Source organism: Curtobacterium sp. MCBD17_032, from assembly GCF_003234855.1.
Lineage (GTDB): Bacteria > Actinomycetota > Actinomycetes > Actinomycetales > Microbacteriaceae > Curtobacterium.
In genome coordinates, this window is sequence record NZ_QKTO01000002.1 from 128148 (window position 1) to 148548 (window position 20401).

Sequence of the window (20401 nt, forward strand, 5' to 3'; positions counted from 1 at the left end):
CCGGTGCGTGTGCTGGTGGTGGACGACGAGGTGGCGCTGGCCGACCTCGTCGCGAAGGGGTTGCAGCGGCAGGACATGGCCGTGGACGTCGCGTACCGCGGCGACACCGCCGACGAACTCCTCGCCGTGAACGACTACGACGTCGTCGTGCTCGACCGGGACGTCCCGGGTCTGCACGGGGATGCGGTCGCCCGCCGGCTGGCAGCCCGCGGGTCGCTCACCCGGATCCTCATGCTCACGGCAGCGACGTCGCTGGCGGACCGCGTCCAGGGCCTGGAGATCGGCGCCGACGACTACCTGACGAAGCCGTTCGAGTACCCGGAGCTCGTCGCTCGGGTCCGCGCCCTCGGACGGCGCTGCCTCGCACCCGTGGCTCCCGTGCTCGAACGGGACGGCATCGTGGTCGACACGAACCGTCGGATGGCCACGCGCGACGGCCGACCGCTCGACCTGACGAGCAAGGAACTCGGCGTCCTCGAGGAACTCCTGCGCGCGGACGGACGGGTGGTCTCCGCCGAGGAGCTGCTCGAGAAGGTCTGGGACATGAACGTCGACCCGTTCACCACGGCGGTGCGGGTGACGATCTCGAAGCTGCGGCGGAAGCTCGGCGTCCCCGATCCCATCACGACCGTGCCCGGGCAGGGCTACGTGCTGTGACGCGCACCTGGAGCATCCGGGCGCGGACGGCCCTCGCGTTCGCCCTGACCGCGATGGCACTCGCCGCCGGCACCGTGGCCGTCGTCAACCTCGGCTCGCAGGCGTCGCTGCAACGTGCCGTGGTGGACCGGCAGCCGGGTGCGGAGCACGTCAGCGGCGTCCCGGCGGTCGGGCCGGAGCGGGCTCCGGCGACGGCGGTCACCCTCGACGGCAGTGGTGGCGTCCAGGTGGTCGCGGTGGTGGCCGGGTTGCAGTGGCAGTGGTCGTTGCTGGGTGTGACGGGCGCCGGCGTCCTCGCGGGCGGGATCGGCTGGCTGGTGAGTCGCCGGATGCTCGCGCCGGTGGACCGCATCACCGCGACCGCCCGGCGGATCTCGGCGTCCACCCTGCACGAGCGCATCGCGCTCGACGGGCCGGACGACGAACTCCGGCGGCTCGCACGGACGATCGACGACCTGCTGGACCGGCTGGAGGGCGCCTTCGCGAGTCAGCGGCGCTTCGTCGCGCAGGCGTCGCACGAGCTCCGGACCCCGCTCGCGGTGCAGCGGGCGGCGCTCCAGATCGGGCTCGCGGACGACGCCGGTCCGGACGACCTCGCGCGCACGCGGGCGGAGCTGCTCGAGCAGAACCGGCGCACCGAGCACCTCGTGGAGTCGTTGCTCGTCCTCGCCGAGGCGGAACGGGGGTTGGACGGGCGGCTCGAGGAGGTCGACCTCGGCGCGCTCGTGGACGAGGTGGTCGCGGACCACCGCGCGAGGGCGGGGACCGCCGGGGTGACACTGACCTGTCGGACGGAGGGTGGGCCTCCCGTCCGGATGCCGACCGCGCGGGGTGAGCCGGTGTTGCTGCGGCAGGCGCTGCGGAACCTCGTCGACAACGCCCTGGAGTACAACGTGCCGGGCGGGACCGTCCGGGTGACGGTCGACGCTGCCGGGGTGCTCGTCGAGAACGACGGGCCGGAGGTCCGCGCGGCGGACGTCGCCCGCTTGACCGAGCCGTTCCGGCGGGGTGGGACGGGCGCTGAGCCTCCTGCGACGAGGTCGGGTCGGCGACACAGCGGGCTCGGCCTGTCCATCGTCGCAGCCGTGGTGCGGGCACACGGGTGGACCCTGACGATCGAGCCACGGGACGGCGGCGGGATCGCGGTCCGGATCGGTGTTTCGTCGGTGTGACCTCGGCTGTGGTGCTGCCGCAACGTGCTCCTCGTTGTGCTGGGCCCATGAGAACGACGACGAGACCATGCCCTCGACCACTCCTCGCCAGCCTGCTCGCCCTCGGGCTGGCCGTCAGCCTCTCCGCGTGCTCGGGGTCGTCCGACTCTGCCGCCGGGTCGTCCGACACCGCAGCGGGCCTCGGTGCCCAGTGGGGCGACTGCATGCGCTCCGCCGGCTTCGAGGTCCAGGACCCCAGCGACGACCAGGTCAGCTCAGGGACGGTGACGTTGCCCGCCGATGCCGACCAGGAGCACGCCCGGGCTGCGGCCGACGAGTGCGCGGAGCACCTCGGCGTGCACGGAGCCGACTCCGCGATGAAGCAGAAGTGGATCCGCGAGTACGACCAGGTCGCGTCCTGCATCCGTGACGCCTACCCGGACTTCCCGGAGCAGCCGCCCGGTCAGGTCGGGTGGGACGACGAGGAGTACCCGCCTGCCGCCGATCCGGCGTTCCAGCAGCGGGCCGACGAGTGCACGAGGAAGTACTCGCCCGACACGAAGACGCAGAGCGTCGGATGAGGCGCGTCGACTCGCGACGACGGCCGGTCGACGGGGCAGATCGGTGTTGCGTCCCTGTGACCTCGGCGGTACCGCTGCCGCAACGCCTGGGCCGCTGTGCTGGAGGCATGACGACGACCACGAGACCACGGACACGACTCTTCCTCGCCGGTCTGCTCGCCCTCGGGCTGACGACCGGCGTCGCAGCATGCTCGGGCGCGACGGAGCCCTCCGCCGGATCGACCCACGCGAGCACGGGGATCGGGGCGAAGTGGGGTGACTGCATGCGCTCCGCCGGGTTCGACGTGGAGGACCCGAGCGACGACCAGGTCAGCTCCGGGACAGTCCTCTCGCCGACGGGTGTCGACCAGGAACGCTTCCACAGCGCGGCGGGCAAGTGTGCGGAGGACCTGGGTGTGCGCCGCGCCGACTCGGCGGAGCAGGACAAGTGGGCGCGCCAGTACCAGCAGGTCGCCTCGTGCATCCGCGAGGAGTACCCGGACTTCCCCGAGGACGGGTCGGACGGCGGCATCTCGTTCCTCCCGGACGAGTACCCACCGGCCGCTGAGCCCGCGTTCCAGGAGCTGGCCCAGAAGTGCATGCAGCAGTACGCGCCCGACTCGAAGACGCAGGAGGTCGGCTGATGCGGATCGACGCCCGAGTCGTGCTCGCCCTGTTGCTCGTGCCGACGCTGCTCACCGGGTGCTCGTCGGCACCGCATGACGACACCCGCCCGCCCATCTCGGACTCGCCTTCCCCGTCCGCGGCGTCGGCAGCAGAAGTGGGCGCGTGCATGCGTGACCGCGGTCACGACGTGGACGACTCGCAGTTCGCGGAGAGTGGCGGGTCCCGCGCGCAGGTCAGCGTCCCGGAGGGCGTCGACCCGGACCGCTGGGTCGCCGATCTCGACGCCTGCTCCGGCGGTGCTGCCGACGCGCCTGCTGCCGAGCCGGTGCCCGGCTGGGACGCGCTCACGAGGAAGGCGGCGGCCTGCATCCGGGACGGCGGGTTCCCGGACTACCCGGACGGCATGGAGGACCAGCGCCGGTGGAAGCCGTCGGACACCGACGCGTTCGACCGCGTCGCGCAGGAGTGCGACGCGAAGGTGTTCGGCGCCGTGGGGACGGAGGCCGGGCGATGACCATGACACGCAGGGCCAGGACCGTGACCGTGGCCGTCTGCCTGGTGGCCGCCCTCGGAGCGGGGACCGCCACGTGGGCACTCGTCACCGCGCCCTCGACCGAGGCCGCCGAGCACGTCGGGCAGTACCACGGACCGACATCGGAGGTGACGCGCGGCGACCTCGTCGAGTCGCGGACGGCGGCCGGCACCCTCGGCTACGGTTCGCCGACCCCGGTGGAGGGCTCCGGCACCGGGACGCTCACGTGGCTGCCGCGGCCCGGACAGGTGGTGCACCGCGACGAACCGCTGTACGCGGTCGACGAGCGGCCCGTCCGTGCCTTCACGGGCACCACGCCGCTCTGGCGTCCCCTCTCGCGAGGGCTGCGCGGCGCCGACGTGCGCCAGCTCAACGAGAACCTCGCCGCGCTCGGCCTCGACGTCGCCGAGGACGACGTGTTCGGCCCGAGGACCGCCGCCGCCGTCCGGCAGTGGCAACGAGACCGCGGACTCCCGGTCACCGGCACGATCGACGGCGGACAGATCGCGTTCGTCGACGGGACGGTCCGCGTGGCTTCCGTACCCGGACGGCTCGGACAGCCGGCGGGCGGTGCCGTCCTGCAGGTGACGAGCACGAAGCGGGTCGTCACGGCGACGGTCGCACAACGTGACGCCGGGCCGTTCGCGGTCGGGACCGCGGTCCGGGTGCTCGTCAACGGCGGCGGGGCGGCGATGGCCGGCGAGGTCGTGGACGCGGTCCCGGCCGAGTCGGACGACGGGAAGGAGAACGTCACCGTCACGGTGTCGTTCGACGCCGGCGACCGACGGCTGCCCGACGCAGCGTCGGCCCAGGTGGTCGCCGCGGGACACACCGAGCGTGACGTCCTGTCGGTCCCGGTGTCGGCGCTCGTCGCGCACGGCTCCTCCGGGTACGCGGTCGACGTCGTGGGGAAGGACGGACAGACGCGGCGCGTCCCCGTCGACGTGGGGTTCGTGGCCGACGGCCGCGCTGCGGTGACGGGCGACGTCGCCGAGGGCGCCCGGGTGGTGGTGCCGGCATGACCGCCGCCGCGACGACGGGGGCCGTGACGGGGGCTGACCGGCCCCGGACGGCGGCCCGGACCGCGGAGGGGGAGACCGTCCTCGTCCTCACCGAGGTCACCCGGTCGTACGGCGAGGTGCAGGCCCTCCGCGGGGTCTCGCTCGAGGTCCGCCGCGGGGAACTCGTCGCCGTCGTCGGACCCTCCGGGTCGGGCAAGTCGACGATGCTCAACACGATCGGGACGCTCGACCGTCCCACGTCCGGCACGGTGACGATCGCGGGGGCGGACGTCGGGTCGCTCTCCGACGACGCGCTCTCCGCCTTGCGAGCCGAGCACATCGGGTTCGTGTTCCAGCACTTCCACCTGCAGGCCGGGGCCACGGCGACCGAGAACGTCGCGGACGGCCTGCTCTACACCGGGACGCCCCGGCAGGAGCGTCTCGAGCGGGCGGTGGCGGCGCTCGAGCGTGTCGGACTCGGGCACCGGGTCGACCACCGGCCGCACCAGCTCTCCGGCGGCGAGAAGCAACGCGTCGCCATCGCCCGTGCGATCGTCGGCGACCCGACCGTGCTGCTCGCCGATGAACCGACCGGCGCGCTCGACACCGTGGCGGGAGCCGCGATCCTCGGCGTGCTCCGCGAACTGCACGCCGCCGGCACCACGGTGCTCGTCATCACCCACGACCTCGAACTCGCCGCGTCGCTGCCCCGTCAGGTGCGGATGCGGGACGGGCGGATCGAGGAGGACAGCGCGAGCGACGCCGCCGGTCTCGCGGCGGCGATGGGTCGGCACCCGGGAGCGGCACGGTGAGCGCCCGACGCACCCTCGGCGCGGGCGACCTGCTCCGGCTCGGCGTGTTCGGCCTGCGGACCCGACCGACCCGGGTCGTGCTGTCCGCCCTCGGCATCGCGATCGGGATCGCCGCCATGATCGCGGTCGTCGGCATCTCGTCCTCGAGCAAGGCCGCGCTCGACCGGGTCCTCGACGCCCTCGGGACGAACGTCCTGACCGTCACGCAGGCGGAGTCGTTCGCGGAGCAGGTGCCGCTGCCCACGACTGCCGTCGGGTCCGTCCAGCGGCAGGACGACGTGCTCGAGGCCGCCGGGGTCGGCAAGGTCGAGGACGGCCGGGTGTACCGGAACCCGTACGTCCCGCCGGCGGAGACGAAGGGCATCGGGGTCCTCGAGGCGGAGGGCGACGTCCCGGAGGTCCTCGGCGGCTCCGTCACGGCCGGGCGCTGGCTCGACCCGGGGGTGGCAGCACCGGCACAGGTCGTCCTCGGGGCGACGGCGGCACGCTCCCTCGGCATCGACCGCGTGTCGGCGGACACCCGCGTGTGGCTCGGCGGACGGTGGGTGCAGGTCGTCGGTGTCCTCGGACCGCTGCAGCTCGCCGAGGACCTCGACAACCAGGTCTTCGTGCCCCGTGGCCTCGCCACCGACCTGGGGTGGGACGGGCATCCGTCCGCGGTCTACACCAGAGCCGACCCCGACCGGGTCGCCGCCGTCCGGGACCAGCTCCCACGGGCGATCAGCCCGGCGTCCCCGGCGGACGTCGCGGTGACCCGTCCGTCCGACGCACTCGCGGCGAAGAACGCGACCGACGAGTCGTTCACCGGGCTGCTCGTCGGGATCGGAGGCGTGGCGCTCCTCGTCGGCGGGATCGGGGTCGCGAACACGATGGTGATCACGGTCCTCGAGCGGCGGGCCGAGGTCGGTGTCCGCCGTGCGCTCGGTGCCCGTCGGCGGGACGTGCGGGACCAGTTCCTCGTCGAGTCCTTGCTGCTGTCGTTCCTCGGTGGTGTCGCCGGCGTGGTGATCGGCGTGGTCGTCACGCTCGTGTTCGCCCTGGGGCAGGGCTGGCCGGTGGCCGTCCCACCCTGGGCGGTCGGCGGAGGACTCGCCGCGACCGTGCTCATCGGCGGCCTCTCGGGGCTGTCACCCGCGGCCAAGGCGGCTCGGATCCCGCCGACCTCGGCGCTCGCCGCCGCCTGAGGCGCGGGGCGGGCAGGAGCGGGCCGGGAGGCACGGGGCCGGGCCGGGCGGACCGGTTCCGTGCCTCCCTCCCGCGCAGTCGATGTTGGTTCTCCTGTGGAACGGTTGCGTTCGTGTTGGACCTGCACGTACAGTGCACAGAACCAACGGGAACGAAGGAGTCCGGGCATGTACGCAACGGAGCGGCACGAGGCCATCGCCGCGGCCCTGCAGTCCGCGGGTCGGGTGTCCGTCGCCGGGCTCGCCGAACACTTCGCCGTCACCACCGAAACCGTGCGCCGCGACCTCGACGCCCTCGAGACCGCCGGGGTGCTGCGCCGCGTGCACGGCGGAGCGGTGCCGGTCGAGCGGTCGAGCCTCGTCGAACTCAGCGTCGCCGAGCGTGAAGGGCAGCACGGCCCGGAGAAGACCGCGATCGCCCGCGCCGCCATGCGCCTGGTCCCGTCGACGTTCACCGGGTCGATCGCGCTCGACGCCGGCACGACGAGCGGTGCCGTCGCCGCCGAGCTCGCCCGCTGGGAGCCCGCCACCCCCGGCGCGACGATCACGGTCATCACGAACTCCGTCCCGATCGCGGGCGTCCTCCAGCACAGCGCACACGTCGAGCTCCACCTGCTCGGCGGCCGGGTCCGCGGGGTGACGAGCGCGGCCGTCGGCACCGCGACCGTCGAGCAGATCGGCGCACTCCGCCCCGACGTCGCCTTCGTCGGGACGAACGGCCTCTCTGCCGGCTTCGGCCTGAGCACCCCCGACGAGCACGAGGCCGCGGTGAAGGCCGCCTACGTCCTCGCCGCCCGACGGAGCGTGGTCCTCGCGGACGCGGCGAAGCACGGGGTCGAGGCCCTCATGCGCTTCGCCCGACTCGACGAGATCGACACGCTCGTCACCGACCAGGAGCCGCCAGCCGACCTCGCCGGGGCCCTCGCCGACGCCGACGTCGAGGTGGTCGTCGCATGAGCGCCCGCATCGTCACCGTGACGCCGAACCCCTCGCTCGACCGCACGATCGAACTGTCCGGGGAACTCCAGCGCGGCGCCGTGCAACGAGCCGTCCGGTCCACGGCGGAGCCCGGCGGCAAGGGCGTCAACGTCTCGCGGGTCGTCGTCGCGAGCGGCGGGGACACCGTCGCGGTCCTGCCCGGCGACGAGACCGACCCCGTGCTGCTCGGCCTCGCCACCCGCGGCATCCCGACGGCCGCCCTGCCGATCGGTGCCGCGCTCCGCTCGAACGTCACCGTCACGGAGCCGACCGGCACGACGACGAAGCTCAACGAGCCGGGACCGTCGCTCGCCGGTCGACTCGCGGACCTCGCGGAGCTCGTCGCCACGACCGCGGGGCCCACCGCGACCGGACCCGCCGCACGCTGGGTCGTGCTCGCCGGGTCGCTCCCGCCGGGACTGCCCGACGACGCCCTCGCCGTGCTCGTCCGCGCGGTCCGGCAGCGCCACGGCGACGACGTCAAGGTCGCGGTGGACTCGTCCGGCGTCCCGTTCACGGCGCTCCTGCAGTCGGGCGAGCGGATCGACCTGGTCAAGCCGAACGCCGAGGAGCTCGCCGAGGTCGTCGGCGGCGACCCCGACGCGTACGAGCGCGACCCGGGCCTCGCCGCCGCGGCAGCCGCACGGCTCCGGGACCGCGGCGTCGACACCGTCCTGCTGACCCTCGGCAGCGCCGGTGCCGTCCTGGTCGACGGCACCGGGTCCTGGTCGGCCGCAGCACCTCGGATCACGGCGCGGTCCACGGTCGGCGCGGGTGACTCCTCGCTCGCCGGGTACCTGCTGGCCGAGGTCGCCGGCGCGGCGCAGGAGCGTCGCCTCGCCCAGGCCGTGGCGACGGGTGCCGCTGCCGCGGGCCTCCCCGGCAGCGACGTCCCCGCGCTCGACGCCACCGACCCGGACGCGGTCGTCGTCCGTCGTCTCGACCCGTCGGTAGCGGTCGCCCCACCGGAGCACACCGACCACCCCGTCCCGCACGTCGTCTGACCTCCCCGGTCCGTCGTCCGCCTCCCGACCCGGTCACCCGTCGTCGGAGCACCACCAGCACTCCCCGTCCCACCAGCACAGCCCCGGCGCACCGCGCCACTGCGAAGGAGCAACCATGTCCGCTGCGCACAGCACCGGCGCCGGCGACGGCGTCGACCTGATCGGGGTCGACCTCGTCGGCCTCGACGAGGACCTCGGCGCCACCTCGTCCGACGTCATCCGCGTCCTGGCCGACCGCATCGCCGCGACCGGCCGGGCCGCGTCCGGCGACACCCTCGCCGCCGACGCCATCGCCCGTGAGGCGAGCGTCGGCACCGGCGTCCCCGGCGGCATCGCCATCCCGCACGCCCGGTCGACGTCGGTCACGTCCCCGACGCTCGCCTTCACCCGTCTCGCGCGGACGGTGCCGTTCGGTGCGCCGGACGGCGACGCCGACGTCGTCTTCATGATCGCGGTGCCGGACGGCGCGGACAAGGACCACCTCACCGTCCTCTCCACCCTCGCGCGTGCGCTCATCCGCGAGGACTTCACCGCGGCGCTCCGCGCCGCCACGAGCCGCCAGGAGATCGTCGACCTGGTCGACCGCGAGGTGAGCGGCGAGGTCGCCGCAGCCGGCGTCGGGAACGTGGGCGGAGCCGCCGCGCCGTCCGGCCGGGAGGCCCGCCCCGCGTCCGCCACGGACACGCACGTCGTCGACAGCGACACCTCCGCCGCCGGAGCGCGCCGCAAGGTCATCGTCGGCGTCACCGCCTGCCCGACCGGCATCGCGCACACCTACATGGCCGCCGACGCCCTCGTCGCCGCTGCCCAGCGGGCCGGCGCCGAGATGCACGTCGAGACGCAGGGGTCCTCGCAGGTCGAGCCGCTCGACCCGGCCCTCATCGCCCGCGCCGACGCCGTCGTCTTCGCCGTCGACGTCGACGTCCGTGACCGCTCGCGGTTCGCCGGCAAGCCGCTCGTGTCCGGGCCGGTCAAGCGCGGCGTCGACGAGCCCGACGCGATGATCGCCGAGGCGCTCCGCGCGGCCGACGACCCCGCGGCCGCCCGGGTCTCCGGCTCCGCGGCCGAGGCGGGCACGAGCACCGCGAAGGACGAGCACTTCGGACAGGCGCTCAAGCGCTGGCTGCTCACGGGTGTGTCGTACATGATCCCGTTCGTCGCGGGCGGCGGGCTCCTCATCGCCCTCGGCTTCCTGCTGTCGGGGTACGGCATCGCGCTGGCGCACGGTGACGACGGCGTCAACAACGCGGTCTGGACGCTGCAGCACTCCACCCTGCTCGACCTGCCGTCGCAGGGGCTCGGGTACTACCTCGGTGCCGCGGCCTTCCAGATCGGCTCCGTGTCGCTCGGGTTCCTCGTGGCAGCGCTCGCCGGGTACATCGCCTACGCCATCGCCGACCGGCCCGGCATCGCGCCGGGCTTCGTCGCCGGGTCGATCGCCGTCTTCATGAACGCCGGCTTCCTCGGCGGGCTCGTGGGCGGTCTCATCGCCGGTGCCGCCGCCTACTGGATCGGGCGGATCCCGACCTGGCGCTGGCTCCGCGGACTCATGCCGGTCGTGATCATCCCGCTGTTCGCGTCGATCATCGCCTCGGGCCTCATGCTCCTCGTGCTCGGCGGGCCGATCGCCTGGCTCATGACGCAGCTCACCGGGTTCCTCAACTCGCTCACCGGTGCCTCGGCGGTCCTGCTCGGCATCATCCTCGGGCTCATGATGGCGTTCGACCTCGGCGGGCCGGTGAACAAGGTGGCGTACGCCTTCGCCGTCGCCGGGCTCGGTGCCGGCAGCGCCTCGAACGTCGTCCCGTTCGAGATCATGGCCGCCGTCATGGCAGCGGGCATGGTGCCGCCGCTGGCCCTCGCGCTCGCCTCGACCGTCCTGTACCGCAAGGGGTTCACGAAGCCCGAGCGCGAGAACGGCAAGGCCGCGTGGCTGCTCGGTGCCTCGTTCATCTCCGAGGGCGCGATCCCGTTCGCCGCGGCCGACCCGCTGCGGGTCATCCCGGCGTCGATGGTCGGAGCGGCCGTCACGGGTGCGATCTCGATGGCGGCGGACGTCACCTCGCGGGCGCCGCACGGCGGGATCTTCGTGTTCTTCGCCATCGGCAACGTGCTCATGTTCGTCGTCGCGATCCTCGCCGGCACGGTCGTGTCCGCGCTCGTGCTCGTCGCGCTGAAGAAGTGGGTGCGCCGGTCGCCGGCCGAGACCGACGCCGCCGCCGACGAGGCAGCGTCCGCCGGCGACACGGTCGGGCAGCGCGCGCCGGTCGCAGCATAGGCACGTCCGTGCCCCGCGGAACGCCGCCGGGCTGCTGAGCCGCCGCCGGACCGGGCGAGACGCCGCCAGGTCCGGCGGCGTCTCGTGCGTCCGGCGGCGTCTCGTGCAGACGGGCCCGCACCCCGGACTCTGTCAGCCCGCTCAGGCATGGTGGCGGCATGACGACCGCCGTTCCCTCGACCGTCGCCCACGCCGGCGCCGCCACCGCGTCCTCCGGATCGGGAGGTGGCCCGGACCCCGACATCGGCGGGCTGACCGGCCTCGTCCTGCAGGTGATCGACACGATGGGCGAGTGGGGCGTCGCCCTCATGCTCTTCATCGAGACGGTGTTCCCGCCGATCCCGTCCGAGGTGATCCTGCCGCTCGCCGGGTTCCTCGGCGGTGCGGGGCGGATGGACCTCACGCTCGTGCTCGTCCTCGCGACGGCCGGGTCCTACGTCGGGGCGCTCGTGCTCTACTGGCTCGGCGCGGTGATCGGCTTCGAGCGGACCGTCCGGTGGTTCGGGAAGCTCCCGCTCGTCGACGAGGACGACTTCCGCAAGGCGGCGTCGTGGTTCCACCGGCACGGCAAGAGCGCCGTGTTCTTCGGCCGCCTCGTCCCCGTCGTCCGCAGTCTCATCTCGCTGCCCGCGGGTGCCGACAGGATGCACCTCGCCACGTTCTCGCTGTTCACGATCCTCGGAAGCGGGCTGTGGAACTCGATCCTGGTGCTCGGTGGCGCAGCGCTCGGCACGCAGTACGAGCGGGTCGAGGCGTACACGGAGTGGATCGACCGTGCGGTGTACCTGGCCGTGGTCGTGGTCGTCGTCGCGTTCGTCGTCCGGCGCATCCGCCGGGGTCGCGCCGCTGCACGCAGCTGATCCCGGCGGTCCGCTCCGCGGGCGGACGGATCACTTCGCGGTGAGCGCCGACTCCTTGTGCGCGGCCTGCTTGCCGGACTTCTCCGACTCGATGATCCAGTACGGGTCGTCGTCCGTCGGCTTGAAGGTCTGCCCGTCGAACTCGAAGTCCTCGGTCTTCTTCTCGACGAGCTTGCCCGTCGTCTTCCCCTGCGAGGTGTTCCACTGGACCTCGTCACCCTTGCGCATGTCGGCCTCCCGCCGTCCTCCGGAGGACACTCCGTCCGGGACGTGGACGGTACGCGCGGCCGCTGGATCATCCCTGGTGCGCAGTTCCGGGCCCTGTCGCCGGTCACATTCGGGTAACCGCGGCTCGGATCGGCGGGGCCCCGGGTACCGTGGCCGGGGAGTCACACCGCGAACACCCGACGCGGATCCGGACTCCCGAGGGATCGACGTGCACCATGAGCTTGGCCACCGACAGCGCACGGGCGGAGACCGTCCTGGCAGGACGGTACCGCCTCGTCAAACTGATCGGTACCGGGGGCATGGGTTCCGTGTACGAGGCGCGCGACGAACACACCTACCGCGCCGTCGCCGTGAAGATGTTCGCCACACCCGAGCGCATGACCACCGCGGACCGGGTGCGCCAGGAGCGTGAGATCCGCCTGCTCAGCATGCTCTCGCACCCCGGGCTCATCCCGCTCTACGACGCCGGGACGCACGACTTCGAGGACGGGCCGCACCGCTACATCGTGATGGAGCTCATCGCCGACGCGACGCTGCTCCGCCGCCTGGCCGAGGGGCCGCTGCACAACTACGAGGTCGCGGACCTCGGTGCCCAGCTCGCGGACGCCCTCGCGTACGTGCACTCGCGCGGGATCGTGCACCGGGACGTCAAGCCGGCGAACATCCTGCTGAGCGACGAGGGCGCCTCCGGGTTCGTCCGCACCGTCAAGCTCACCGACTTCGGCGTCGCGCACTTCGTCGACGGCTCCCGACTGACGAACGACGGCACGATCATCGGCACCGCGGCCTACCTGTCGCCGGAGCAGGTCGCCGGGGAACCGATCAGCTACGCCACCGACGTCTACTCGCTCGGGCTCGTGCTGCTCGAGGCGCTGACCGGCGTGCAGGAGTACTCCGGCACCGTGATCGAGGCGGCGCTCGCCCGGCTCCGTCGCGACCCGACCGTGCCCGACTCGGTCGCTGCGGAGTGGCGCGACCTGCTCACCAAGATGACCGCGCGCGACCCCGCGAAACGCCCGACCGCGGTCGCGGTCGCCCGGGCACTCCGCGGCGGTTCGACCCAGGTCACCGGGCCGGTGCCGCTCGGACCGGGCCGGGAGGTGCACCGGCGGGAGCACCGCATGCACCGCGCCGCGCACCGGCACGCGCGCCGCGGGACGTTCGACGTGGTGCGACGCTGGCGCCGGCGGAACGTGATCGCGGCGTCGGTCACCGCCCTGGCGGTCGCGGCCGCCTGCGTCGGGTCCTACGTGGTCGGCGCACTGCACTGACCTGCGCTCGCCGCCACCGCGTTCGCTGAGCGCGCCGCTCCGGACGGTCCCGCGAGCGGGGCGATCGGGCAGGATGGGTGCATGAGCGACCAGCGCTGGATCAAGATCTGTGGCCTCTCGACGCCGGAGACCCTGGACGCCGCCGTCGACGCCGGTGCGGACGCCGTCGGCTTCGTGTTCGCCGCGGGCAGCCCCCGCACGGTGACCGCGGACGCCGCCAAGGCCCTCGTCGAACGACTGCCGGACGGCATCGACGCCGTCGGGGTCTTCCGCGACCAGGCGATCGACGAGGTCGTCGGCATCGCGTCCGAGGTCGGCCTCACCACCCTCCAGCTGCACGGCCGGGAGTCCGCGTCGGACTTCGCCCGCGCCCGGGACGCCGGGTTCTTCACGATCCGCGCCGTCGCCGCCGCCGACTACCTGCGCGAGACCCCCGAGCAGCGCGCCTCCTTCGACCACGACCTCCTCCTGCTCGACGCGGCGGAGCCCGGGAGCGGACACCTCGTCGACCCCGCCACGCTCACCGGTTCGGTGGACGAGGCATGGATCCTCGCCGGCGGGCTCACCCCGGCGAACGTCGCCGACCTCGTGCAGCGGCTCGACCCGGACGGCGTGGACGTCTCGAGCGGTGTCGAGTCCTCCCGGGGCGTCAAGGACGTGGCGCGGATCCGCGCCTTCGTCGAGGCGGTCCGCAGCATCCCCTGAGCCGGTCGCGCGCGGACGACGGACGGGAGGCTCCCCACCCGCCCGGTGGGGAGCCTCCCGTCCGTCGCAGGCCCGCCGTCAGGCGGTGCGGAGCGTCGGCACCAGCTCGCGGAGGAACGCGTCGGTGTCCTCCCAGCCCTCGACCGCGTGGCTCGGGACGCCGAGCGCCTTGACCGGGTAGTCGTTGCCCTCGGGGTCGAGCCGGTCACCGACGAAGAGCATGTCGTCGAGCGCGATGCCGGTCAGCTCGGCGAGCCGCTGCATGCCGTACGCCTTGTCGATGCCCTTGCGGGTGATGTCGATGCTCGTGGAGCCGCCGGAGCGGACCTCGAGGTCGGGGAGCTCGGCCTGCACGCGGCGACGGAGGTCGTCCTTCTTCGCACCGGTCGGGTCCCACAGCTTCTTGACGTCCACCGGAGCCGTCTGGCCCAGCGCGGAGAACGTGATCTGCGAACCGCGGTCCTCGAGGATGGCGCCCCAGGTCTCGGACTCCCAGTAGCCGGCGGCCTTCGCCTGGGCCTCGACCGCGGCGAGGGCACGGGTCTTCTCGTCGTCGGTGAGGTCCTCGGCGTACTGCAGGGCCCACTGCCCGGCGTCCCAGCGGTAGTACCGCGTGCCACAGGTCGGCATGAGGTGCAGCGCGTCGAGCTCCAGGCCGTCCCGGTTCCGGAGCGGCGTGACGAGCTGCTGCTCGAACTGCTGGAAGTTGCCGCCGCTGATCACGGCGACGGGGACGACCTCGAGCAGGGACGCGAAGGTGTCGAGCATGCGGGGGTCGAGCGGCGACTTCGACGGGGCGAGCGTGTCGTCGAGGTCGAACGCGACGAGGCGGGGTGTGGACATGCCCTCGATCATGCCAGGACCCGGTGTCCGGACCGAGTGGGGCGGGCCCGGAGGCGTGCCGGGCCCGCCCGTCGGGTCACTCCTTGACGAGCACGACCTCGTCGAGCGGGAGGCGCGTGCGCTCCGCCGTCTCGCGTGCCGCGGCCTTCTCGTCGAGCTGCGACGGGTCGGCGACGTGCCCGATCGCGGTGACCGTCACCGGGACGAGGTGCTCCGGGAGGTCGAAGGCGGCACGGAGCGCGTCCACCTCGAAGCCGCCCATCTGGTGCAGGTGCAGGCCCTCGGCGTGCGCCTGGACGGCGAGGGCGGCGACCGACTGACCGAGGTCGTACTCGGCCCAGCGGCGCTCCTCACCGTCGGCGGTCACCGGCTCGGCGATCGCCACGAGCAGTGCTCCCGCACGGTGGGCCCAGGCCCCGTTGAAGCCCATGAGCGTGGCGTGGATGCGGTCGAACGTCGGCGTGCCGCGACGGCCGACGACGAAGCGGCGGGGCTGCGTGTTCGCGGCGGAGGGCGCCCATCGAGCGGCCTCGAGGAGCGCGTCGAGCTGGTCGTCCGAGATGGTGGCGGACTCGTCGAACGAGCGGGGGCTCCAGCGCTCCTCGAGGAGCGGCACGAGGGGCTGGCTGGAGTCGGTGGTGCGGGAGAGCGTCGTCGTCATGCTCGCCGGAACAACCGGCGGCGCGCACACATTTCCCGATCCGCCTGCGAGGATGGGCAGGATGAGTGGCGTCCTGGTCGGTTTCGCGATCATCGGCGTCGTCATCGCGACCGGGTACGGAGTCGGGCGTGCGGGGTTGCTCGGGCCGCACGCGCAGTTCGTGATGAGCCGTCTGGCGTTCTTCGTGCTCATGCCGTGCCTGCTGTTCCACACGATCGCCACGGCCGACGTCGCGACGCTGTTCTCCCCGATGCTCGCCGTGTCGGCGCTCGCCGCGCTGTCGGTCGCCGTCGTCACCGCGACCGTGTTCGCGCTCGTGCTGCGGCGCCCGCTCACCACGACCACGGTCGGTGCGTTGGCGGCGTCGTACTCGAACGCGAACAACATCGGCCTGCCCGTCGCGGTCTACGTCCTCGGGCAGGCAACCGCGGTCGTGCCGGTGATCATGCTGCAGCTCGTGGTGATGGCGCCGATCGCCCTGACCGTCCTCGACGCGGCCACGGCGTCCGGGGGCGGCTGGCGGCGGCGCGTGCTCGGCCCGGTGTCGAACCCGCTCATCATCGCCTCGGTGCTCGGACTCGTCTGCTCGGTGACCGGGCTGACCCTGCCGGAGCCTGTGCTCGAGCCGTTCGTGCTCGTCGGCGGGGCCGCCGTGCCGGTGGTGCTGCTCTCGTTCGGGATGAGCCTGCACGGGTCGGCCCCGCTGCGGGACCCGGCCATCCGGGCCGACGTGCTGCTCGCGACCGTGGGGAAGCTCCTCGTGATGCCGGTGGTGGCGTTCCTGCTCGCGCGGTACGCGTTCGGTCTGGACGCCGCACACGTCTTCGTGCTGACGGTCCTCGCCGGGCTGCCGTCGGCGCAGAACGTGTTCAACTACGCCCAGCGGTACGACGCGGCCGTCCCGGTCGCCCGGGACGTGGTGCTGCTGACGACGGTCGGCTCGGTGCCGGTCCTCGTCGCGATCGCGGCGCTGCTGCACCCGTAGGCGGGTGCTCGGAGCGTCAGAAGATCATCGGGCGGTCGTCGTCCAGGACCGTGTCGAGGTCCAGGTCGACCGACACCGGGACGTGGTCGCTCGGGGCGTCGCCCTTGCGCTCGTCCCGGTGGATCGTCGCACCGACCGTGACGTCCGCGAACGCCTGCGAGCCCATCACGAAGTCGATGCGCATGCCCTCGTTGCGGGGGAACCGGAGCTGCTTGTAGTCCCAGTAGGTGTAGCCGGTGGGGACGAGTGGCCGGACGACGTCCTGCAGGCCGCGCTCCTCGAACGTGCGGAAGGCGGCGCGCTCCGGCTCGCTGACGTGCGTGGACCCCTCGAAGACACGCATGTCCCAGACGTCCTGGTCGAGCGGTGCCACGTTCCAGTCGCCCATCAGCGCGAGCGGCAGGTCGGGCTCGGCGTCCAACCACTCGCTGGTGCGGTCGGCCAGCTGCGCGAGCCAATCGAGCTTGTACGTGTAGTGCGGGTCACCGAGCTCGCGCCCGTTCGGGACGTAGAGGCTCCAGAGCCGGACACCCTCGACCGTGACGCCGATCGCCCGGGCCTCGACGGGCAGGTCCGGCCCCTCCTGGCCCTTCAGGAAGCCGGGCTGGCCGGGGAAGTCGCGGGTGACGTCCTCCATCGGCAGACGGCTGGCGAAGGCGACGCCGTTCCACTGGTTGAGGCCGTGCGCCTCCACGGTGTAGCCGGCCGCCTCGAACGCCTCGACCGGGAACTGCTCGGGCTTGCACTTGATCTCCTGCATGCCGAGGACGTCGACGTCCTCCCGCACGAGCCAGTCGACGACCCGACCGACTCGGGTCCGGACGGAGTTGACGTTCCAGGTCGCGACACGCATGCACCGAACCTACCGGGACGGACCGACCGGGCGGACGAGCCCCGGTGCGAGGGTGTTCCCTGGACGCACACATCCCCAGCAGGACCGATGGAGGCACTCATGGCGACGACGACCGACCCGGACCGCGTGGACGGCGCGACCACCGGCAGCACCACCACCCAGGTCACCTCGACCGGACGCACGGTCATCGACGACGCGGTCGTCGCGAAGGTCGCGGGCATCGCCGCCCGCGACGTCCCCGGCGTCCACGCGCTCGGCGGGAACACCGCGCGGGCGTTCGGTGCCATCCGGGACGCCATCGGGTCGAGCGACCTCGGACAGGGCGTCCGGGTCGAGGTGGGCGAGACCCAGGCCGCTGTCGACCTGACGATCGTCGTCGAGTACCCGACGCCGATGCAGCAGGTCGCCGCCGCCGTCCGGCAGGCCGTCACGGACGCGATCACCGACCTCGTCGGGCTGCAGGTCACCGAGGTGAACATCGCGATCGTCGACGTGGACATCCCCGCACTCGACGCTCCCGTCGTCCCCGAGACGCGCGTCCGGTGAACGCCACCGTCGTCGGCATGGCCGTCGGAGCGGTCCTGGCGGTGGTCGCCCTGACGCTCGGGTTCTGGGCGTTCGTCGTGGTGGCCGTCGCGATCGCGGTCGGCGGACTGGTCGGCCGCATCGTCAGCGGCGACGTCGACGTGCGTCGACTGCTCGACGTGCTCCGCGGTCGACGGAGCTCCTCGTGAGCCACGTGCCGGTGCCCGGTACCGACCGGATCGCGTCCCCGGCCCTGGTGCACACCGCGCAGGCGGTCGCGGCCGAGGTGCTCCGGACACCGTTCCGGGAGGTCCGTGCCCGGGTCGTCGACGACGGTCGCGGCGCCCTGGCGGTCGAGGTGACGAGCCCGCTGGCCCTGCCGGTCCTCGGGACGCACGCCGTCCCGCACGAGCCCGTCCTCGCGACCGCGCACCGCGCGCGCACCTCGATCGCGGAACGGCTCCGGACGATCACCGGGCGGAAGGTCGCGCGCGTCTCGCTGACGTTCTCGTCCGCCGTCCTCGCCCGGCCGCGGAGGGTCCGGTGAGCACGAGTCCCGCCAAGGGGACCCCGGCCGCCGACGACGACCGCTCCGTGCGCCGTCTCGTCCGTCGGGAGACGTCCGCGTCCCGGTCGGTGTCCGTCGTCGTCGCGATGACGCTCCTCGTCCTCGTCGCCGTGACGGTGGCCGTCGCCGCCGTGGTCGTCCTGCTCGGACAGCGCATCGCCGGTGTCGACCCGCGCACCCTGGTGGACGCCGCGCTCCGGGCACCCGCGGGGCTCGTCGACGCGGCGGTCGTCGCCGTCGGGGCCGTCGTCGCGGTGCTCGGTCTCTGGTCCCTGCTGCACGGCCTCCTGCCGGCGCGACGACCCCGGCACGCGGTCCGCTCCGACCGCCTCGGCGTGGTCGTCGACGACGAGGTGCTCGCGTCCGCCGCCGCGCGCGCCGCCCGGTCCGCGACCCGGCTGGGACCGGACGCCGCGGTCGGGTCCGTCGGCCGCCGCGCCCTGGACGTCGTGCTCCTGCCCGCCTCCGGAGTGGACGTCGACGAGGCGTCTGCCGCAGCGGCCGTGGACCGTGAGCTCGCCGCCGTGGACGTCGTGCCGCCCCTCACCGCCCGCGTCCGGGTACGCACCACCGGCAGGATCGACGGATGAACGGCACGAACCGCACGGTCGGTCGGATCGTCCTCGTGGTGGTCGGCCTCGTGCTCCTCGCCCTCGGGGTCGCCGTCGTCCTCGTGCAGACCCTGCCCGCCGCGGCCGACCGCTGGCACACCGCTGCCGACACCGCCCTCGGCGGCCTCGGGTCCAGAGCACCACGGGACGCCGCCGTGCCCGCGTGGTCCTGGGTCCTCGGCGGCGCGATCGCCCTCGGTGTCCTGGCGCTCCTCGTCCTCACCTCCATCCGGGGCGGCAGGACCAGCACCGTCCTGGAGGACGACGGCCCCGCGGACGGCCTGCCCGGACGGGTCCGCATCGAGGCGGCGGCGATCGAGCACGCGCTCTCGTCCGCGATCGCCCCGCTGCCGCAGGTCGCGTCCCTCGCGGTCGACGTCCGCCGGGTCCGTCGCCGTACCGCGGTCCGCATCGTGGTCCGGACCCGACGCGGAGCGCCACCGCGCGAACTCGTCGACCGGGTCGAGGCCGTCGTGACCGACCTCGACGCGTTGCTCGGAGAGCGCCTGCCGGTGCTGCTGCGCATCGCCCGCGGCGGGTCCTCCCGCCCGGACCGGGTGCGCTGACCGTGCCCGGCCGCGGCGGCCCCGGCGGTCCCGGTGGCCCAGGCGGCCCCGGCGGGCCCGGCGGCCCAGGCAGCCCCGGCGTCTCCGGTGACCCGGAGGGCGAGGTCGCGGCGGTCGGCGCGGTGTCGGACGACCTCGCCGGACGCGGCGGGCTCCCGACCGGGCCCGTCGACGTCCCGGCGGTGGTGGGCGACCTGGCCGGCGGGCGGGCGCTCGAGCCGGTGTGGGTGAACTCGGTCGGTGGCATGACCTTCCGGCTCGGACCGGCGCCGGACCGGGCCGCGGGCTACGTGAAGTGGGTGCCGCCGCGGTACGCGCCGTGGATCGACGCCGAGGTCTCGCGACTGCGATGGGCGGGCCGCTGGCTGACCGTGCCCGAGGTGCTCGAACACGGCGCCGACGCATCCGGTGCCTGGATGACGACCCGACCGGTGCCGGGATGGAGCGCCGTCGACCCGCGGTGGCGGGACGACCCGCGTGCGGCGGTGATCGGCGTGGGGGAGGGCCTCCGGGCGCTGCACGACAACCTGCCGGTCCCGACGTGTCCCTTCGCGTGGTCGACGGACGAGCGCCTCGACCGGGCCCGCGCGGCCGGCCGGGACGTCGACCGGATCGGTCCGGAGCCCGCGACGGACCAGCTCGTGGTCTGCCACGGGGACGCCTGCACGCCGAACACGCTCCTCGGCGCCGACGGCCGGTGGATCGGGCACGTGGACCTGGGCTCGCTCGGTGTCGCGGACCGGTGGGCCGACCTGGCGGTGGCGTCGATGAGCCTCGGGTGGAACCACGGCCCGGGCTGGGACGACCTGTTCCACGAGGCCTACGGACTGCCGCAGGACCCGGAACGGACGGCCTGGTACCGGGCGCTGTGGGAACTCGACGTGGACGACGTGGACGATCCGCGTCGCGCGTCCAGCTGACCCGCCGACCGACCTGGTCGT

General features: G+C 73.7%; 25 protein-coding genes. 21 read left to right on the forward strand and 4 right to left on the reverse strand.

All coding sequences use genetic code 11. The features are described from left to right. The first annotated feature begins 3 nt into the window (after positions 1-3). The 12 genes from DEI91_RS03665 to DEI91_RS03720 all read left to right on the forward strand — a co-directional run bounded on the left by DEI91_RS03665 (position 4) and on the right by DEI91_RS03720 (position 11644). Positions 4-657: a response regulator transcription factor gene (locus DEI91_RS03665; protein WP_111050978.1), complete on the forward strand. Its 654-nt coding sequence runs from the start codon at positions 4-6 to the stop codon at positions 655-657. Beyond that, positions 654-1829, forward strand: coding sequence for a HAMP domain-containing sensor histidine kinase (locus tag DEI91_RS03670; RefSeq protein ID WP_111050979.1), 1176 nt, complete (start codon positions 654-656; stop codon positions 1827-1829). The genes DEI91_RS03665 and DEI91_RS03670 overlap by 4 nt, the downstream gene beginning before the upstream one ends. Before the next feature lie 47 nt (positions 1830-1876). Further along, positions 1877-2389 carry a hypothetical protein gene (locus DEI91_RS03675; protein ID WP_146244196.1) on the forward strand — a complete coding sequence of 171 codons (513 nt, stop codon included), beginning with the start codon at positions 1877-1879 and terminating at the stop codon, positions 2387-2389. 107 nt (positions 2390-2496) lie between these two features. After that, positions 2497-3012, forward strand: a complete 516-nt coding sequence (locus DEI91_RS03680) for a hypothetical protein (RefSeq protein WP_111050981.1) — start codon at positions 2497-2499, stop codon at positions 3010-3012. After that, positions 3012-3509, forward strand: coding sequence for a hypothetical protein (locus tag DEI91_RS03685; RefSeq protein ID WP_111050982.1), 498 nt, complete (start codon positions 3012-3014; stop codon positions 3507-3509). The genes DEI91_RS03680 and DEI91_RS03685 overlap by 1 nt, the downstream gene beginning before the upstream one ends. Then, on the forward strand, positions 3506-4549 hold the full coding sequence (locus DEI91_RS03690) for an efflux RND transporter periplasmic adaptor subunit (protein ID WP_111050983.1): 1044 nt from the start codon (positions 3506-3508) through the stop codon (positions 4547-4549). Before DEI91_RS03685 ends, DEI91_RS03690 begins: the two co-directional genes overlap by 4 nt. Continuing rightward, positions 4546-5340 carry an ABC transporter ATP-binding protein gene (locus DEI91_RS03695; protein ID WP_111050984.1) on the forward strand — a complete coding sequence of 265 codons (795 nt, stop codon included), beginning with the start codon at positions 4546-4548 and terminating at the stop codon, positions 5338-5340. Before DEI91_RS03690 ends, DEI91_RS03695 begins: the two co-directional genes overlap by 4 nt. Next, positions 5337-6524, forward strand: a complete 1188-nt coding sequence (locus tag DEI91_RS03700) for an ABC transporter permease (protein WP_111050985.1) — start codon at positions 5337-5339, stop codon at positions 6522-6524. The genes DEI91_RS03695 and DEI91_RS03700 overlap by 4 nt, the downstream gene beginning before the upstream one ends. A 168-nt stretch (positions 6525-6692) precedes the next feature. Beyond that, positions 6693-7481: a DeoR/GlpR family DNA-binding transcription regulator gene (locus DEI91_RS03705; RefSeq protein WP_111050986.1), complete on the forward strand. Its 789-nt coding sequence runs from the start codon at positions 6693-6695 to the stop codon at positions 7479-7481. Then, a complete protein-coding gene (locus tag DEI91_RS03710) occupies positions 7478-8506 on the forward strand; it encodes a 1-phosphofructokinase family hexose kinase (RefSeq protein WP_111050987.1) in 1029 nt (342 codons plus the stop codon). The genes DEI91_RS03705 and DEI91_RS03710 overlap by 4 nt, the downstream gene beginning before the upstream one ends. A 115-nt stretch (positions 8507-8621) precedes the next feature. After that, the gene (locus DEI91_RS03715; RefSeq protein WP_111050988.1) at positions 8622-10784 is read left to right on the forward strand and encodes a fructose-specific PTS transporter subunit EIIC; all 2163 of its coding nucleotides are present in this window, start codon (positions 8622-8624) and stop codon (positions 10782-10784) included. Positions 10785-10942: 158 nt separating this feature from the next. Then, entirely contained in the window at positions 10943-11644 is a 702-nt protein-coding gene (locus DEI91_RS03720) for a DedA family protein (RefSeq protein WP_111050989.1), read from the forward strand. A 30-nt stretch (positions 11645-11674) separates the two neighbouring features. Here the strand turns inward: DEI91_RS03720 and DEI91_RS03725 are convergent, their stop codons facing one another. After that, complete coding sequence (locus DEI91_RS03725; RefSeq protein WP_110891495.1) at positions 11675-11872, reverse strand: DUF2945 domain-containing protein; 198 nt, start codon at positions 11870-11872, stop codon at positions 11675-11677. Between the two features lie 215 nt (positions 11873-12087). On the opposite strand from DEI91_RS03725, the gene DEI91_RS03730 reads away from it, so the two are divergent. Together DEI91_RS03730 and DEI91_RS03735 are read left to right on the forward strand one after the other, a co-directional pair. Continuing rightward, on the forward strand, positions 12088-13143 hold the full coding sequence (locus DEI91_RS03730; protein ID WP_111050990.1) for a serine/threonine-protein kinase: 1056 nt from the start codon (positions 12088-12090) through the stop codon (positions 13141-13143). Positions 13144-13224: 81 nt separating this feature from the next. Beyond that, positions 13225-13848, forward strand: coding sequence for a phosphoribosylanthranilate isomerase (locus tag DEI91_RS03735; RefSeq protein WP_110823401.1), 624 nt, complete (start codon positions 13225-13227; stop codon positions 13846-13848). A gap of 78 nt (positions 13849-13926) precedes the next feature. Here DEI91_RS03735 and DEI91_RS03740 read toward each other — a convergent pair whose 3' ends face one another. Beyond that, entirely contained in the window at positions 13927-14691 is a 765-nt protein-coding gene (locus DEI91_RS03740; RefSeq protein WP_111051292.1) for an HAD-IIB family hydrolase, read from the reverse strand. A gap of 76 nt (positions 14692-14767) precedes the next feature. Next, a complete protein-coding gene (locus DEI91_RS03745; protein WP_111050991.1) occupies positions 14768-15352 on the reverse strand; it encodes a nitroreductase family protein in 585 nt (194 codons plus the stop codon). A 61-nt stretch (positions 15353-15413) separates the two neighbouring features. On the opposite strand from DEI91_RS03745, the gene DEI91_RS03750 reads away from it, so the two are divergent. Further along, complete coding sequence (locus DEI91_RS03750; protein ID WP_111050992.1) at positions 15414-16337, forward strand: AEC family transporter; 924 nt, start codon at positions 15414-15416, stop codon at positions 16335-16337. Positions 16338-16353: 16 nt separating this feature from the next. Here the strand turns inward: DEI91_RS03750 and DEI91_RS03755 are convergent, their stop codons facing one another. After that, complete coding sequence (locus DEI91_RS03755) at positions 16354-17190, reverse strand: exodeoxyribonuclease III (protein WP_111050993.1); 837 nt, start codon at positions 17188-17190, stop codon at positions 16354-16356. 99 nt (positions 17191-17289) lie between these two features. Between DEI91_RS03755 and DEI91_RS03760 the strand changes: the two genes are divergently transcribed. The 6 genes from DEI91_RS03760 to DEI91_RS03785 all read left to right on the forward strand — a co-directional run bounded on the left by DEI91_RS03760 (position 17290) and on the right by DEI91_RS03785 (position 20380). Continuing rightward, positions 17290-17736 (forward strand): Asp23/Gls24 family envelope stress response protein, encoded by a 447-nt coding sequence (locus DEI91_RS03760; RefSeq protein WP_111051293.1) that lies wholly within the window; start codon positions 17290-17292, stop codon positions 17734-17736. Then, positions 17733-17924 (forward strand): DUF2273 domain-containing protein, encoded by a 192-nt coding sequence (locus DEI91_RS03765; RefSeq protein WP_110823409.1) that lies wholly within the window; start codon positions 17733-17735, stop codon positions 17922-17924. The genes DEI91_RS03760 and DEI91_RS03765 overlap by 4 nt, the downstream gene beginning before the upstream one ends. After that, positions 17921-18262 (forward strand): hypothetical protein, encoded by a 342-nt coding sequence (locus DEI91_RS03770; protein ID WP_111050994.1) that lies wholly within the window; start codon positions 17921-17923, stop codon positions 18260-18262. The genes DEI91_RS03765 and DEI91_RS03770 overlap by 4 nt, the downstream gene beginning before the upstream one ends. After that, positions 18259-18873 carry a hypothetical protein gene (locus tag DEI91_RS03775; RefSeq protein WP_111050995.1) on the forward strand — a complete coding sequence of 205 codons (615 nt, stop codon included), beginning with the start codon at positions 18259-18261 and terminating at the stop codon, positions 18871-18873. The genes DEI91_RS03770 and DEI91_RS03775 overlap by 4 nt, the downstream gene beginning before the upstream one ends. Further along, the gene (locus DEI91_RS03780; RefSeq protein WP_111050996.1) at positions 18870-19460 is read left to right on the forward strand and encodes a hypothetical protein; all 591 of its coding nucleotides are present in this window, start codon (positions 18870-18872) and stop codon (positions 19458-19460) included. The genes DEI91_RS03775 and DEI91_RS03780 overlap by 4 nt, the downstream gene beginning before the upstream one ends. Before the next feature lie 122 nt (positions 19461-19582). Continuing rightward, positions 19583-20380, forward strand: a complete 798-nt coding sequence (locus tag DEI91_RS03785; protein WP_111051294.1) for an aminoglycoside 3'-phosphotransferase — start codon at positions 19583-19585, stop codon at positions 20378-20380. The last annotated feature ends 21 nt before the right edge of the window (positions 20381-20401 follow it).